The sequence below is a fragment of the Kallipyga massiliensis ph2 genome, from assembly GCF_000311985.1.
Classification (GTDB): Bacteria; Bacillota; Clostridia; order Tissierellales; family Peptoniphilaceae; genus Kallipyga; species Kallipyga massiliensis.
The window spans coordinates 440,393-455,211 of the sequence record NZ_HE978585.1 but is presented as its reverse complement, the minus strand read 5'-3'; the positions used below and the strand labels follow the sequence as shown (position 1 = coordinate 455,211).

15 protein-coding genes are annotated in these 14,819 nt (G+C 53.5%); 7 read left to right on the top strand and 8 right to left on the bottom strand.

The features are described from left to right. Positions 1–555 precede the first annotated feature (555 nt). The 4 genes from HGKM_RS02015 to HGKM_RS02000 all read right to left on the bottom strand — a co-directional run bounded on the left by HGKM_RS02015 (position 556) and on the right by HGKM_RS02000 (position 3,754). On the bottom strand, positions 556–1,080 hold the full coding sequence (locus tag HGKM_RS02015) for a peptidylprolyl isomerase (protein ID WP_019133657.1): 525 nt from the start codon (positions 1,078–1,080) through the stop codon (positions 556–558). 20 nt (positions 1,081–1,100) lie between these two features. Continuing rightward, positions 1,101–1,895 carry a DUF6612 family protein gene (locus HGKM_RS02010; RefSeq protein WP_019133656.1) on the bottom strand — a complete coding sequence of 265 codons (795 nt, stop codon included), beginning with the start codon at positions 1,893–1,895 and terminating at the stop codon, positions 1,101–1,103. Positions 1,896–2,014: 119 nt separating this feature from the next. Next, entirely contained in the window at positions 2,015–3,070 is a 1,056-nt protein-coding gene (locus tag HGKM_RS02005) for an ATP-binding protein (protein ID WP_019133655.1), read from the bottom strand. A 99-nt stretch (positions 3,071–3,169) separates the two neighbouring features. Continuing rightward, complete coding sequence (locus tag HGKM_RS02000; RefSeq protein WP_019133654.1) at positions 3,170–3,754, bottom strand: HutD/Ves family protein; 585 nt, start codon at positions 3,752–3,754, stop codon at positions 3,170–3,172. Positions 3,755–3,921: 167 nt separating this feature from the next. Here HGKM_RS02000 and HGKM_RS01995 point away from each other — a divergent pair, with 167 nt between their 5' ends. The 3 genes from HGKM_RS01995 to HGKM_RS01985 all read left to right on the top strand — a co-directional run bounded on the left by HGKM_RS01995 (position 3,922) and on the right by HGKM_RS01985 (position 6,396). Further along, positions 3,922–4,821, top strand: coding sequence for a DUF368 domain-containing protein (locus HGKM_RS01995; protein WP_019133653.1), 900 nt, complete (start codon positions 3,922–3,924; stop codon positions 4,819–4,821). Next, positions 4,814–5,620 carry an NYN domain-containing protein gene (locus HGKM_RS01990; protein ID WP_019133652.1) on the top strand — a complete coding sequence of 269 codons (807 nt, stop codon included), beginning with the start codon at positions 4,814–4,816 and terminating at the stop codon, positions 5,618–5,620. The genes HGKM_RS01995 and HGKM_RS01990 overlap by 8 nt, the downstream gene beginning before the upstream one ends. Positions 5,621–6,114: 494 nt before the next feature. Next, positions 6,115–6,396 (top strand): hypothetical protein, encoded by a 282-nt coding sequence (locus tag HGKM_RS01985; RefSeq protein ID WP_154645899.1) that lies wholly within the window; start codon positions 6,115–6,117, stop codon positions 6,394–6,396. 77 nt (positions 6,397–6,473) lie between these two features. Here the strand turns inward: HGKM_RS01985 and HGKM_RS01980 are convergent, their stop codons facing one another. Genes HGKM_RS01980 through HGKM_RS01970 form a run of 3 tightly spaced genes read right to left on the bottom strand, consistent with a single transcriptional unit; the run spans position 6,474 to position 8,836 of the window. After that, positions 6,474–7,898, bottom strand: coding sequence for a leucyl aminopeptidase (locus HGKM_RS01980; RefSeq protein ID WP_425357649.1), 1,425 nt, complete (start codon positions 7,896–7,898; stop codon positions 6,474–6,476). A gap of 52 nt (positions 7,899–7,950) precedes the next feature. Further along, positions 7,951–8,463, bottom strand: a complete 513-nt coding sequence (locus HGKM_RS01975) for an ImmA/IrrE family metallo-endopeptidase (RefSeq protein WP_019133649.1) — start codon at positions 8,461–8,463, stop codon at positions 7,951–7,953. A gap of 1 nt (position 8,464) precedes the next feature. Beyond that, positions 8,465–8,836: a helix-turn-helix transcriptional regulator gene (locus HGKM_RS01970; RefSeq protein ID WP_019133648.1), complete on the bottom strand. Its 372-nt coding sequence runs from the start codon at positions 8,834–8,836 to the stop codon at positions 8,465–8,467. A 192-nt stretch (positions 8,837–9,028) separates the two neighbouring features. On the opposite strand from HGKM_RS01970, the gene HGKM_RS01965 reads away from it, so the two are divergent. From HGKM_RS01965 to HGKM_RS01950, 4 genes are all read left to right on the top strand, one after another. Further along, positions 9,029–10,276, top strand: a complete 1,248-nt coding sequence (locus tag HGKM_RS01965) for a DNA polymerase Y family protein (RefSeq protein WP_019133646.1) — start codon at positions 9,029–9,031, stop codon at positions 10,274–10,276. Positions 10,277–10,339: 63 nt separating this feature from the next. Then, positions 10,340–11,260: a 1-phosphofructokinase family hexose kinase gene (locus HGKM_RS01960; protein WP_019133645.1), complete on the top strand. Its 921-nt coding sequence runs from the start codon at positions 10,340–10,342 to the stop codon at positions 11,258–11,260. 12 nt (positions 11,261–11,272) lie between these two features. Further along, complete coding sequence (locus tag HGKM_RS01955; protein ID WP_019133644.1) at positions 11,273–12,466, top strand: carboxylate--amine ligase; 1,194 nt, start codon at positions 11,273–11,275, stop codon at positions 12,464–12,466. Continuing rightward, positions 12,438–13,370, top strand: a complete 933-nt coding sequence (locus HGKM_RS01950; RefSeq protein ID WP_019133643.1) for a PIG-L deacetylase family protein — start codon at positions 12,438–12,440, stop codon at positions 13,368–13,370. The genes HGKM_RS01955 and HGKM_RS01950 overlap by 29 nt, the downstream gene beginning before the upstream one ends. On the opposite strand, the gene HGKM_RS01945 is transcribed toward HGKM_RS01950, so the two are convergent. Further along, a complete protein-coding gene (locus tag HGKM_RS01945) occupies positions 13,359–14,612 on the bottom strand; it encodes an ATP-binding protein (RefSeq protein ID WP_019133642.1) in 1,254 nt (417 codons plus the stop codon). The genes HGKM_RS01950 and HGKM_RS01945 overlap by 12 nt on opposite strands. Between the last annotated feature and the right edge of the window lie 207 nt (positions 14,613–14,819).

Here is a 14,819-nt window from a genome sequence, read left to right as displayed (position 1 = left end):
GGCGCTGATGCCACGCAAGAATTAAAGAAAAAAAGCCCCTGACCGCCTCTTGGCGACCGGGGGCTTTTTTGTGGGGGCTCATAGGGCGGCGGCCCCCCTTCCCACGATTTCGGCGAATGAGGAGGCTCCGCTTGGCCCCCTTGTTCCTGCATTTTGCCGAATGAGGAGGCTTACCATGGCCCCCTTGTTCCCGCATTCCGCCGGATAAGGCGGCCCACCATGGCCCCCTTTCTACTGCATTTCGCCGAACAAGGGGGCTCACCATGGCCCCCTTTTCTTCGCATTTCGCCGAATAAGGCGGCCCCGCATGGCCCCCTTTTCCCCGCATTTCGCCGAATGAGGCGGCTCACCATAGCCCCCCTTTCCCCCAATTCCGCCAGATAAGAGGGCTCCACTTGGCCCCCTTGTTCCCGCATTCCGCCGAATGAGGGGGCCAGCTTCCCCTGCCCAATCCCACTACCCCCACCAACCAAAAAGCCCCCAGGTCCAGCTTGAGCGCATTGCAAATCCGAAGGATTTGCCTAAGCGAAAGTGGACCTGGGGGCTGTATTGTTTTTACATCTTTTCCGGAGGATCGTAGCTTTCCCCAAAGGTTTCTGCGGTCACCTTCTTCATGACCTGGTCCTCGAGGGGACGGTCCTGGAAGCCGGTCGGTGTCTTTGCGATCTCATCCACGACATCCAGGCCCTCAATGACCTTGCCGAATGCGGCATAGTCGCCATTGAGATGGGGTGCCGGAGCGTGCATAATGAAGAACTGGGAGCCGGCGGAGTCGGCCATCATGGACCGGGCCATGGAGAGGACGCCGCGGTCATGCTTGAGGTCGTTGGGGATGCCGTTGGAGGCAAATTCGCCTTGGATGGAATAGCCCGGGCCGCCCATGCCGGTGCCCTCGGGGTCACCTCCCTGGATCATGAAGCCGGGGATGACCCGGTGGAAGATGGTTCCATCGTAAAATCCGTCCGCCACCAGGGCCAGGAAGTTCCGGACCGTATTGGGGGCCAGGTCCGGGTAGAGCTCGGCCCGGATGGTCCCGCCTGATTCCATTTCAATCGTCACAATGGGATTTTTCTTTGTCATATTATCTCCTCATCTTTCATTTACCGGGCGGCCGGGATTCCCTCCGGCACCGCCAATTTGAAGTTATCATCCTGGTATTCGATGTCGAAGTTCCCGACCATCTTGTAATCATCCGGGCTCATGCCCATCCCTTCCATGGAGTCCATCCCATCAGAAGAAAGGCCTAAGGAGTCCGTGACCTGTTCCTTCATGGCTTCTGTCCCATCAAAAGAAAGGCCGATAAGACGGTAGCTTTTCTGGTCAAATTTCATGGTCATCTTGACAGGAAGCTTGGCATTCTCGACATCCGGAAGGGCCTGCTGGCTCTGAGCCCCGGTGGATTTGGAAAATTCCTTGAAGTCCAATTCCATATCAAAAACATAGGCTCCGTCCTTTTCCGTCATTTTCGCCTTCTTCAGTTGGTCTTCCAGCTCCTTGACCTGGTCCTTACCCGGCAGCATGGTATTCTTCATCAGGGTTTCTTTGGATAGTCCCTCTGTTTCCTGCCAGCCGCCTCCTTCCTGCTTGACATAGCCATGACCTCCCGAAACATAGAACTCCACATCCTGGGCATTCGTCATTCCCAGCATGGCCATGGTCACCGACATCTTCATGTGGGTGTTGGCTTCTTTATCGGCGGTCAGGTCCATAGTCGATTGAGCTAGGCCCAGATCCATCTCGCCCTTCATCTTCATTCCGACGGGCTGGCTATCTGCCTGCTTGATGGTGGAGACCACCTCCGCTACTACCTGGTCCTGGGTCTGTGTCTGGGCCGTGCCGGAGCAGGCCGTCAGTGCCAAGACGCAAACGAGGAAAAATGAGAGGATGTGCTTCATGAGATCTTCCTTTCTCCCTAATGGGCTGAGTACATCGATTCGGACAATGGATGATGGTGAATGCGTTTTCTTTCTATAAAAATTATATCATTAGACAGGGAGAAAGAAAAAGCCATCCCTCATTCTCTCAGGGCAGTGATGGGAACCACATACACCCCGTCTTCCCTCTGATAAGCTGCATGGCTTAGGCCACATAGGACGCAAAGGACTTCCGGTCCTTTCAACCCATCCTCGGCAAATTGTTTCTTGATCGCCAAAAGATGCTTTGCCGCCTTATCAATCTGTCCAGCCCCCAACTTGATTTCAAAAGCAGCCCAATCACCATCATCAAAGGAAATAACCGCATCTATCTCATTCCCCTTATAATCCTGGTAGTGGAATAGCTTTCCTCCGAAAGATTCCGCATAAATAAGGAGGTCTCGTTCACATAAAGATTCGAAAAGGAAACCGAAGGTGTTGAGGTCCTGAATCAAAGCTTCCTCGGTGACACCTAGTAAAGCCGCCGGAAGAGAAGGATCAACAAAATGTCGCTTGGCTTGTTGTTTTATGGGAACAGAGGAGCGAATATTGGATGAGAAAGCTTTCTGGTCTTCGATCAAGAAAAGACGGTCAAAAAGAGCTAAATAATTGCTTACCGTTTCTCTATTAATAGGATTTCCATCATGGAAGCTAATATCCCGAATCAGTGTTTGAATGCTAGCTGTTGTCGATTCATTTCTTGCCAAAGATCGCAGAAGGGCTTCCATTTTATTTGTATCACGGTTAACCCCTTCCAAACGGTAAATATCATGGTTAATGACCTGATGAAGATATTCTCTTGGGACCTGATAGGCATCCTCCCTTGCTACTGACAAAGAACCCGGCCACCCTCCTCGAATAATAAAATGGGCGAGGTCCTCTATTTTACTTTCTTCAACAAGATGGTTTGTGAAATCCTTCCGGCAGATCGCCTGGAGTGAAACGACTCCGCTGGACTCTCCGGATTCATAGAGTGACATGGGTCGCATACGAATGGACCCAATTCTCCCCGCCCCACTATGGAGAATTCCCTTCTGGGTGGGCGTAGATGATCCTGTCAGGATAAATTGCCCCAACTCACCCCTCCGATCCACCTCATAGCGGACAGCATCCCATAGGCTTGGCACCTCCTGCCATTCATCCAGCAGGATTTTCAAGCTTCATCCAGCAGGATTTCTACTTTTCAACCAGCAGGATTTTCAAGCTTCATCCAGCAGGGTTTCTACTTTTCAACCAGTAGGATTTTCTGAGCTTTTTCACCCAACCCCCACCTCCCCCACCACAAGGGGGCTTTCGGCGGACACCACTTCCAATAGAAAGAGGGCATCCTCTTCCTCCACCAGGACGAGATGGCCGGCAGGGAGGTCCAGGGGATCCCGGCTGCCCAGGCGTATGCAGGCGTCAGCCGGGGAGTAGGCAAAGAGGAGGCCCCGGCGTTTGGGGACAAAGGCCTCCCCCGGACGAAGGACAGCCAGCTGGGCAGGGAGGTCTTCCCGGACGATGAGGTTGAAGTCCCGGCAGTCCAGGCTGTTGCCGGATTGGGTGGTCCATGAGCCGGAAAAGTAGTCTACCTCATAGGGAACAAGGTTCCGCCGGTAGAGAGGGTGGCCTTGGGGGTCAGCGTGGGCCAGCCAGAGGCTGCCGACCAGGGGAAGGATGTAGCGCTGGTAGCCGGTGAAGTCCGAGAAGACGGATTCTGTCCCGGTGAAGCTGGCGGATGAGATCCGAAAAAGGAAGGTCCGGTCCTTGAAGTTCTCCCCTTCCGGGAAGATGGTGAGCTCAGTGGTCTCGCCGCCCGACCAGGTTGAGCGACGGAATGCGTCCGGTGGAATGATCCTCATGGTTCCTCCTCATGTCATTTGCTTTCGATAGCCAGATCTTTCTTACGACTTATTTTACCAAGTCAGGTCCGATGAACCCAAGGATCTTTCTCGAAAATCCCATAATATCCCCAAGCTCGACGGTTATGGTAAAATAAAACCGCTTACCATAGGAGGTATATCAATATATGGAATCTTCAAAAAATCTCATTCAAGCCCCCAATGCGGGTCCCGGGCTGCAAAACTGGGTCATCCGCCTGGTCAAGGGCATTTTGATTGGCATCGGGGGCATCCTCCCCGGCCTATCCGGCGGGGTCCTCTCCGTCATCTTCGGGGTCTACCAACCCGCCATCCGCTTCCTCTCCAATATCCGTGACCACTTCCTGGCCAATGTCCGCTTCTTCATGCCTATCGGCATCGGCGGCCTGGCCGGCATCTTCCTCTTCTCCATCTTTGTGGAGAAGGCCTTCGGCCAATATGCGGCCCAATTCGTCTGCCTCTTCATCGGCTTCGTCATCGGGACCTTCCCTTCCTTATATAAGCAAGCCGGCAGGGAGGGACGGGACTCGACCGACCTGGTCCTCATGGTGGTCTGGGCCATGATCATCTTTGGACTCATGTTCCTGGGACGAAATTTCCCCAAGATCCAATCCTCTCCCCTGGTCTGGTTTTTCTCAGGCGCCGTGGTGGCCTTGGGCTTCATTATCCCCGGCATGTCCCCCTCCAACTTCCTGATCTACTTCGGCCTCTATGACAAGATGGCCGGGGCCCTGGCCGGCCTGGACCTGTCCATGATCCTCCCCTTCTCCCTGGGCATCGTCCTCTGTGTCCTCGCCCTGTCCAAGGTCGCCACCTACCTCTTTGACCACAACTACTCCAAGATTTTCCATTCCGTCCTCGGCATGGTCATCGGATCCACCCTGGGGATCTTCCCCGCCATCATCTTCCCCGCCTACACCGCAGAAGGCCTGGCCCAGGCCAGCCTGACCTTCCTCCCGGCCCTGGCTTTCGGAGCGGTCATGTTGGTGGCCGGGATCCTCATCTCCTACCGTTTCTCCAAACTAGAAGAGGAAGTGTCGTATGAATGATGAAGCACGCTATGCGGTCCTGATCGACGCAGAAAATGTCTCCCCCAAGTACATCCAGATCATCTTTGATGAGGTCTCCAATTATGGGCTGACCACCTACCGGAGGATCTATGGGGACTGGACCTCCAATGAAAACTCCGGCTGGAAATCCACCCTCCTGGATGCCTCCATCACCCCCATCCAGCAATACACCTACACCTCCGGCAAGAACGCCTCGGACTCAGCCCTCATCATCGACGCCATGGACATCCTCTACACCATGTCGGTGGACGGCTTTGTCCTGGTCTCCTCGGACTCCGACTTCACCCGCCTTGCCTCCCGCCTCCGGGAATCCGGCATGCACGTCATCGGCATGGGAGAATCCAAAACCCCCTCCGCCTTCATCGCCGCCTGCAACTCCTTCAAATACCTGGACGTCCTCTATGACTCCAGCCGTGAGGGCAAGGAGGAAGAGGAGCGAGAAGAAGAGCCGACCACCGCCAAACCCTCCAGCAACCGGAAATCCCCTTCACCCAACAACCGGCCCCACAGCAAGTCCTCCAAGTCCAAGGCCGGAACCTCCATCTCCATCATCAAACGGTCCATCAACAACATCATCCAGGAAAACTCCGATGAAGAAGGCATGATCTCCCTGGCCAACCTGGGCAACCAGCTGGTCAAACGCCATCCCGACTTCGACGTCCGAAACTACGGCTATACCAAACTCGCCTCCTTTATCCCCACGGTGAAGAACGTCAAATTGGAAGCCCGGAAAAACTCCAAAGACGGCGCCAACCAACTCTTCGTCAAGCTGAAGTAGGAGGCTCATGAGGCGGGACTCATAGGGCGAGGTGGGGTCATGAGGCGACTCAGGCCGGAAAGTTCCCCCTCTTCCTGATGATTTCGTCATTTGGGGCGGTATGGCAATACCCCTCCTCCTGATGAATTTCGCCATTTGGAGCGGTACAGCAATACCCCTCCTCCTGATGATTTCGCCGTTTGGAGCGGTATGAGGATACCCCTCTTCCTGATGATTTCGCCATTTGGGGCGGTACGGCGATACCCCTCTTCCTGATGATTTCGCCATTTAGAGCGGTATGAGGATACCCCTCTTTCCACCAATTTCGTCGGTTGGGCCGGTATGACAGTGGCAAAATAGCCCGCTTCTCTGATCATCTCCTCAATGATTTCTTTTTTTCATCAAATCCTTTTTTTTGTAATTTAGAACTATACTAATTATATAGAGAGAGTTCCTCTATCTTCTCTTCTATCCGGGCAATCACACAGGATCAATTCAACAGATCGGAGGTAATAGTGATGTTGAAGAATGAGTTTTTAACGATTTATCAGGAAATCAAGCACCCCTACACTAAGCTCAATCTTTCCTATCATCTTTTCAAGATTGCAGCATGCATGGCGGCAGCCCTTTTCCTCATCAGCTTGATTGATGGGGTCATCCTGACCTTCCTCCAGCTTCAAGGAAATATGACTCGCTTCGAACAAGTGGCGGTTAATGCGGCATATTCCACTTCCTTCTTTGCCGCCGTCTGTCTCCCCTTGTTCCTCATCAGCTCTCTCCTCCGAAAAAAAATCTAGGATCCTTTCCAGTCAAAACAAAAGCCCCCTCCCATCCCGCAGGCTAGCGGGACCGGAGGGGGCTCTTTTTTCTTTCACTAATCGCAGGAAACCAAGGGGTTCAAGAGCTGGTAGAGGGTCTTGACGTGGACGCCGGTGGCCATGGCGGGCAAGTAGCCCCGGGCCTTGGACCGGTAGGCGGTCCCGGCGATGTCCAGGTGGATCCAGGGGAGGTCTTCCTTGACAAAGGCCCCGACAAAGAGGCCGGCGGTGACGGATCCGGCTTCCCGACCTGCGGAGTTCTTGATGTCGGCGACGTCGGAATCGTTGAGCTTCTTGAAGAGGTCGTCATAGGGGAAGGCCCAGACCTTCTCCCCGGCCAGGTCAGCAGCCTCCTGGAATTCCTCATAGAAGTCCGGTGCATTGGTCACGGCCCCGGTGTACTCCTCGCCTAGAGCGCTGAGGACCGCCCCGGTCAAGGTGGCCAGGTCGATTACCCGGTCTGCCCCAAGGTCGTTGGAGGCGTAGTGAACGGCGTCCGCCAGGGTCAACCGGCCCTCGGCATCCGTATTGACCACCTCGATGGTCAAGCCCTTCATGGAGTCGATGATGTCCCCCGTCTTGTATGCGGTCCCGGAGATCATATTCTCGCAGGCCGCGACCAGGCCCACCACATTGCACTTGGCCTTGGACTTACCCAGGGCGTACATGGTCCCGATGACCGACCCGGCCCCGCCCATGTCCGAGTGCATGGTGGCCATACCGGCAGGCGATTTCACGCAATAGCCCCCGCTGTCATAGGTCAGGCCCTTGCCCACCAGGGCCGTCTTTGGGCCATCGCTGTTGGCCAGCTCCATGACGATGAGTCGGGGACGGTTGGCTGCCCCACGGGCAACCGCCAGGTAGGCCTCCATCCCCAGGTCCCGGATGGCCTCTTCCTCATAGACCGTCACCTTGACCCCCACCGACTCCAGCTTTTCCTTGGCCAGACGGGCCAGGCTTTCGGGATAAATGACATTGGCCCGCTCATTGACCAGGTCCCGGGCAAAGAAAACCCCATCCATCATATCCCGGATCCGGGCCAAACCATCCCTAAGCTTGTCTTCCTTTCCCCCGGCAGGAGTGTAGTTGACGACCAACCGGACCTCATCGTCCTTCTTGTCGGTTTTCTTGGAGAAGCGGTAGTCCCCTTGACGGAGGCCCTCATAGACCGCCATCAAGGTCTTCCGGTGGCAGAGGCCCAGGTCAGGCATAGTCACTTCCACTACACCCTCTTTCTTCTCCCGGACCAACTTGCCCAGGTCAAAGAAGATCTCCCGAAGGTCGTCCAGGGTCAGGTCCTTCTCCCCTAAACCCAGGGCGACCTGGCCGGCCCCTTCCGGAGAGGGGAGGTAGACCATCTCCCCCTTCTTTCCCTCAAAATCCAGCCTGTCCAGGTAAGCACCGAGGCTTCCTTCCGCCTTGTCTCCCGGGCGGAGGAAAAACACCTTGGCTCCACCCTGTCCATATAATTGAAAGTCGATCATACTATCCTCTTTTCTATTTTTCTCATCCAGGGCCGGACCATGTCCCGCCCTATTGGTGACCATATTTCAAAAAGTCCGAAGGGGGAAGGTCCGGCAGGTCCATCCCCATCCCCTTCTTTTCCATTTCATGCAGTTTTATGAGAAGCAGGTTGATGTCCACCTGGAGGGTTTGGGCCAGGCTGACGACATCGACCCCCTCCTTCAGGTGGTCCCGGACCTCCCCATCATCCATGAGGAGATGGGCGGCAAAGACATTCGCCTCATATTCCGACCGGGAATTGGTGGAAAAGAGGGTGAATTGGACCATGTCCAAGATCCCCTCCTCTGATTGGTGGAGGACGGCATGGCCCAGCTCATGGGCCAGGACGATCCGCCGGTCCCTCTCTCCCATATTGGCGTTGAGGAAGATGCAGGGTCTCCGGTCGACAACGGCAAACATCCCCAGGAGCTGGCTGAAGTCGGACCGTTCGTAGATGGAGACCCCCAGCCCCCGGGCCAGTTCCTCCGGATCCTCCGTCCGAAATTCTTCCTTTAAAGACTCTACCCGTCTCTCAATCTCCATCCTACCCCTCTTTTCGTCCCTCCCAATAGGCATCCTGGAGGGCCCGCATGACCGCATCCTTATCCTCTTCCGTCAAACTCCCGCCGGCAAACATGGCCGAGGCCCGCCGGACCAGGTCCTGGGCTTCCGCCATCCCCGGGTCAGGGGCCATACCCCCTCCCCGGCCTTCCTCAACCTCTTCCATAAGAAGATAGTTCCGGTCCACCGCGAAAATCTTGGCCATCTTATCATAAATCTGCCGACTCTTGGGGTAGGACTGGCCCGTCTCATAAGACCCCACCGTCCGGACCGTTACCCCCAATTGGTCGGCCAGGTCCTTCTGGGTCCAGCCCGCCTTCTTCCGCAGGTCCTTTACCTTATCCGCAAACTTCATACATCCCCCTAGTTTTTCATTTACCCGATCATTGCTCCTTCCATTATACATGAAAACAGAAGAAAATCTTTTCTTTTTTCAACAAAATCCGAAAAATATCTTCCTTTTTCTCTTGACAAGCGAAGTCATTCTTCCTATAATTTCTCATAAACAGGAAGTTCATCTTCTTATTTATGAGAAAGGAGTCAGCTCATGTCCCCCACCATCCTCCATGCCGACATGAATGCCTGCTACGCTTCGATTGAACAAGCCCGCAATCCCGCCCTCCGGGGAAAGGCCATGGCCGTCTGTGGATCGGTGGAAGCCCGAAACGGGATCATCCTGGCCAAGTCCCAGGAAGCCAAGATCCAAGGGGTCAAGACCGGGGAGGCCATCTGGGAAGCCCAACAGAAATGTCCGGGTCTCCTCCTGGTTCCCGCCGACTTCTCCCTCTATTTGGCCTACTCCAAGATGGCCCACCACATTTACCTGGACTACACCAACCGGGTGGAAGCCTTCGGGATGGACGAGTGCTGGTTGGATGTGACCGGGACTGACCGCCTCTTCGGGGATGGGGAGACCCTGGCCCGGACCCTCCGCCGGCGCTTCCGAGATGAACTGGAGGTGACCATCTCCGTGGGGATTTCCGACAATAAGTTTTTCGCTAAGTTGGGCTCCGACTATAAGAAGCCGGATGCCCAGACCCGGATTGACCGGAGTAATTATAAGGAAGTCGCCTGGCCCCTACCTACCTCCGACCTCCTCTTCTGTGGTCCCCAAACGACAAGAAAGCTGGCCCGCTTCGGCATCCACACCATCGGTGACCTGGCCCGGTCGGACCCCGAATTCATCCGCAAGCTCCTGGGCATCAACGGCTATCGGCTCTGGCTGGCGGCTAACGGCCGGGACAGGACTCCCGTAGCTCCCTATGATTTTCGCCCTCCCATTAAGTCCCTGGGCTGTGGGACCACCTTCCGGAGGGACCTGGTCAACCGGGATGAGGTGGCCCTCTCCCTCCGCCGCCTGGCCAAGGAAGTGGAGGGCAAGCTCCTTTCCGCCGGCCTCTCTGCCAGCCGCCTCTCCCTCTCCGTCCGAGACAATACTCTCTTTCAAATGGGCGATGACCTCCCCCTCCCCTATCCCACCCAAAACGCCCAGGACCTGGCCGACCGGGCCCTGGACATCTTCGACGGCTTCTGGTTCTGGAAGCACCGGGTCCGGGCCATGACCCTCCGGGCCTCCCGCCTCCTCCCCCAGCCCAAGGCCGTCCAAAGGGCTTTCTTTCCGGACTACCCTGCCCATGAGAAAAAAGAGGACCTGAGCCGGGCCCTCTTCGCCATCCGGTCCCGATTCGGCTCCAAGTCAGTGGATTTCGCCGCCCTCTATGGCTATGACTATGCCGATCTGGACCGGGATCGGGCGGACATGCCCACCAACAAATTTGTCGCTTGCGCCCGGTAAATCGTGGTAGGATAGGGTGTATGTATTTTTAACTTTTTCTAGACTCTGGAAGGAGGAGGAACCGTGATTTACACCATTACCCTCAACCCCTCTTTGGATTTGATTTCCATTTTAGATGAGCTGAAGCCGGGCCGGACCAACCTGGCGACCAACGACAGCTTCCGAGCGGGCGGACGGGCCATTACCGTTTCTCAAATTTTGAGTATTCTGGATATTCCCTCCACGGCCACCGGCTTTGTGGGGGGCCACACCGGCGCATTTATCGAAGAGGAGCTCTCCAATGCCGGGATTTCCAACCAATTTGTCCACATCGCCGACAACACCCGGATCGACGTATCCCTCTTTGATAACGATGTGGAAACCCGGGTCCTGGGCCGGTCGACCATTGTGACCGTCCAGGAAATCAACGACCTCATGTTCTACCTCTCCCGGATCCGGGAAGGAGACTACATCGTCCTGGCCGGATCCCTGCCCAAAAATGTCTCCGCCGACCTCTACGACCGGATGATTGACATTGCTGTCGTTAATGGGGCCAACTTCCTCCCCATTATCAATGCCGAATATCTCCCCGAGGTCTTGTCCAAAAAACCCCTCCTGATTACCCCCACGGTCAAGGAACTCTCCGAGATGCTGGAAGAAGACCTCCGGACCAAGCAGGATATCCTCCGGGCCGGCCTGACCTGCATCGACATGGGGGCACAAAATGTCATCATCAACCAGGAACTTGCGGGCTCCCTCCTCATCACCTCGGAGCGAAAAACCTATGAAGCCCAGGGGCCGAGCAAGAAAGTAGTCTCTTCTACCCACACGGATATGACCCTGGCTGCCGGCTTTATTGGAGACTATATGCGGATCAACGACCCCAAGGAAGCCTTCAAACTTGCCCAGGCCGTTTCCAATGCTACCTACTATGTCCGCTCCCTCCCCAGCCTGGAAGATATCCGAGAGGAAGTCGATCGGGTGGACGTACTTCCCCTGAACTAGAAGGATAAAAAGATGAAGCTCGCTCAATGCCCATATGAATACATCCCGGTTGTCCTGGGGTCCAACATGAACTCCCTGGGGACCATCCGTGCCTTCCGGTCCCTAGGCGTCGGGGGAATCATTGTGGCGGAAGAAGATGGCGTGGCCTGCTACTCCAAGTATGCGGTTAAAACCTTCATTCAAGATGACCTGGTGGAGGGCTTGGAAAAGGCCGGAGCCTACCTGGCTTCTATAGGAAAGAAAGGTTACCTCTTGGCCACCTCGGATGACTACGCCCTCCGAGTCACCCGCCTGGGTTCCTTGCCCAACTTCCACATTGTCAACAACAATCCGGAAACCATCCAAGCCTGCCTGGACAAGACCGGCCTCTACCCCCTTTTCGATGAAATCGGGGTGGACTATCCCCGGTCCCGCCGGGTGGAGGAGGGGAAGGATTTGCTGGACATCCACGACCTGAAATTCCCCCTCCTGGTCAAGCCGGTGGTCTCCATCCATTTTTCTGACCGCTTTGACAAGGCCACCATACTCCACGAAGAGGAAGCGGTAAAAAACTATGTCGAGAGGTTAAAAGAGGCGGGCTTGGACCGGAGAGTCCTGGTCGCCCAAGAGTATATTCCCGGCAGCGAGCAAAACCTCATCTACTATTTTGCCTATGTCAAAAAAGGGGAGACCATTCGAGAAGTGGCTTCCCGAAAAATTCGCCAATACCCTCCCAATGCAGGAACAACAACCGCCGGCCTCTATGAGGATATTCCCGGCGTGTGCCCGGCCGCCCAGAAGATCAACCGGGCCCTGGCCTTTGATGGTCTCCATGGGATGGAATTCAAATATGACCCCAGGGATGGAAAATACTACTTCCTGGACTCCAATCCCAGGACCTATTTGGATATTTCCGCCCTTGAACCGACAGGAGTTAATGTTCTCCAGGCTGCCTACCTGGACTTCCTGGGCCAACCCATCGACTTTATCCCCAAGAAAGTCCAGAAGAAAGTCCTCTGGGTCAAGGACCATGAGGATATTCTCCGAGCCCTTTTCTTCAACAGGAAAAAATATCCGGACTTTACCCTCAGCTATGGCCAGTACAAAAAAACACTCCAAGGGACTGTGGTCTTTGCGGTTAAGGATGCCGATGACCCCAAGCCTAGACGTTACCTTAACCGAGAAAGGATGAAAACTCTTGTTCAAAAGATTTTCCGTCGCCGCTAAGCGTCTCCTCATCCGCCTTCTCAAGGGACCCTTCCGTGCCTATAACCGAAAAAAGATTCGACAAATCCACCAGGATCGACCCTTACGGGCCCGGGCCCTGGACCCTTCTTCCTTTTATGGAAAGAAAATCCTGGTTCTCTCCCCCCATATCGATGACGAGATCCTGGGCCTGGGCCAGTTTTTCCTCTCCTTAAAAGGAAAGGCGGATATTGACCTCCTCTACACCACCAATAATATGAATGGTCAGGGACAGGAAGTCCGCTTCCGGGAATTGGAGGAGATTGCGAAAGACCTGGACCTCCATGTGATCAAGGCGATCGGCCTCCCCAATGCCCGGGAGACCTCCCACCTCCGGGCCCACTGGTCCTATTTTGTCGACCAAATCAAAGAGGTCCTCGTCGCCAAGGACTATGACCTGATTTGTTCGGTAAATTTTTTGGATGCCCATATCGACCATGAGGCAACGTGCTTCGGCCTGGCCCAAGCTCTGGAAGACCTGGGGGCAGAGAATCCTTCCCCACCCGACATCCTCCTCTACCAGGGATCCAATTTCCTCCCCTATTCCTGGATCAACGCTTATCTCTTGATTGATGACAAGGATAAAGAGGAACTCCGAAAACTCTGTGCTGTCTTCTCCTCCCAGATCTTTATTGAGTTTGCCTTCTACGAATTCCTGGCCCAGGAATTGGCAAAGACTTACCTCCACACTGAGGAAGCCGGGGAATTCTACCGGATCATGACCCGGAAGGACTTCCTCCGTCTGGCTTCGGCCCTGGATTTTGACCAAATTGTTCGGGACTATCCCTTCCGCTTCTATGCCCACCACTCCTTCTATAAGATGGCAGGGAGAGAAAGGGAAAGGCAGGAAAAATATGCAGGAATTCTTCAACGTTTAGAACTTTAAACTATCTGCATTCAAAAGAAAATACTTCATTCCCATGATGACAAATCCCTCATCATTTCTCCAGGGTTTCTTGTTGCCATTTACAATGATGATTTTCTTAAAAGAGTCTGGGATATTACGCAAAGAGTTGAACTCCTGAGTTTGCTTCTCTTCCGAAGTCATGTCATAGGCAACCTGAATATAATACCTCTGGTTGCCTTGGTTAACCACAAAGTCAACTTCTAACTGCTTACGGATACGCTCGCCCTCTTTATCTTTATCAAAGATCTTTACGATGCCCACATCAACATTATAGCCACGAATCAGCAGCTCGTTATAAACAATGTTCTCCATAATATGAGTAGGTTCTTGTTGTCTAAAATTCAAACGAGCATTTCTCAGTCCCAGATCAGTAAAGTAATATTTCAGATTTGCACCGATATATTTTCGTCCTTTAATGTCGTAACGGCTTGCCTTGGAAATTAAAAAGGCATCTGCCAAAAAATCAATATGGTTTGAGATCGTTTTATTGGTATACGTCATTTGACGCTCGCTGGCAAAGGTATTCGCAATCTTTGAAGGGTTAGTTGGTGCGCCGATTGCAGATGCGAGCACATCAACCAGAATACCAATCTCATCCACATTTTGAATTTTATTTCTTTCTATAACATCCTTCAGGTAAACATTAGCAAAGATGTTCTTCAGATAGTCTGCTTTCTGTCGTTCACTTTGGAAACGAACAACCTGCGGCAATCCTCCGTAGGTCATGTAGTCGTCCCAGGCATCATTATAGTCGCCGTCATAAACAGAATAAAACTCAGCAAAAGAAAGGGGATGGATTCTGATTTCATCCCCTCTGCCGCGAAACTCGGTCACAATATCACTGGACAGGAACTTGGAATTACTTCCGGTGACATACACATCAATATTGCTCATGCGCAGCAGACTGTTCAACACTTCCTCAAATCGGGGCATAAACTGTACTTCATCCAGAAGAAGATAATACTTCCCGTCGTCCTTCATCACATCCTTGATATACTTGAAACACATCTTAGGATCCCTTAATTCCTCGTTCTCAATACCGTCCAATGCAATTTCAATAATATGATCAGAGCCAACCCCCTTCTCCAGTAAATATCTCTTAAAGATGGTAAAGAGCAAATAGGATTTTCCGCATCTACGAATGCCGGTGATTACCTTGATCATCCCATTATCTTTTCTCTCAATTAACTGCTGTAGGTAAGTATCTCTTTTAATCTCCATCAGATTGCTCCTCATTTCTGTGCAATTGCACGCTTTTTAGTAATGATATTCTATCGCAAAATAAGATACTTTTCATGATTCATTCCTATTTTATGTGCATATGCACGTTTTTATGGAATAAATGAGGACAAATATAAGCCAGGCTAGGCTTCCAAGCTGTAATGAAGGAAGACATCGATGACAGCTCGAATAAAAAAAGAGCTTCTC

Coding starts and splice junctions, on each gene's coding strand:
- HGKM_RS02015 (WP_019133657.1), bottom strand. CDS start 1,080: ATGACAAAGAAAAATCCCATTGTGACGATTGAAATGGAATCAGGCGGG.
- HGKM_RS01945 (WP_019133642.1), bottom strand. CDS start 14,612: ATGGAGATTAAAAGAGATACTTACCTACAGCAGTTAATTGAGAGAAAA.
- HGKM_RS01965 (WP_019133646.1), top strand. CDS start 9,029: ATGTCCCCCACCATCCTCCATGCCGACATGAATGCCTGCTACGCTTCG.
- HGKM_RS02000 (WP_019133654.1), bottom strand. CDS start 3,754: ATGAGGATCATTCCACCGGACGCATTCCGTCGCTCAACCTGGTCGGGC.
- HGKM_RS02010 (WP_019133656.1), bottom strand. CDS start 1,895: ATGAAGCACATCCTCTCATTTTTCCTCGTTTGCGTCTTGGCACTGACG.
- HGKM_RS01995 (WP_019133653.1), top strand. CDS start 3,922: ATGGAATCTTCAAAAAATCTCATTCAAGCCCCCAATGCGGGTCCCGGG.
- HGKM_RS01975 (WP_019133649.1), bottom strand. CDS start 8,463: ATGGAGATTGAGAGACGGGTAGAGTCTTTAAAGGAAGAATTTCGGACG.
- HGKM_RS01955 (WP_019133644.1), top strand. CDS start 11,273: ATGAAGCTCGCTCAATGCCCATATGAATACATCCCGGTTGTCCTGGGG.
- HGKM_RS01970 (WP_019133648.1), bottom strand. CDS start 8,836: ATGAAGTTTGCGGATAAGGTAAAGGACCTGCGGAAGAAGGCGGGCTGG.
- HGKM_RS01990 (WP_019133652.1), top strand. CDS start 4,814: ATGAATGATGAAGCACGCTATGCGGTCCTGATCGACGCAGAAAATGTC.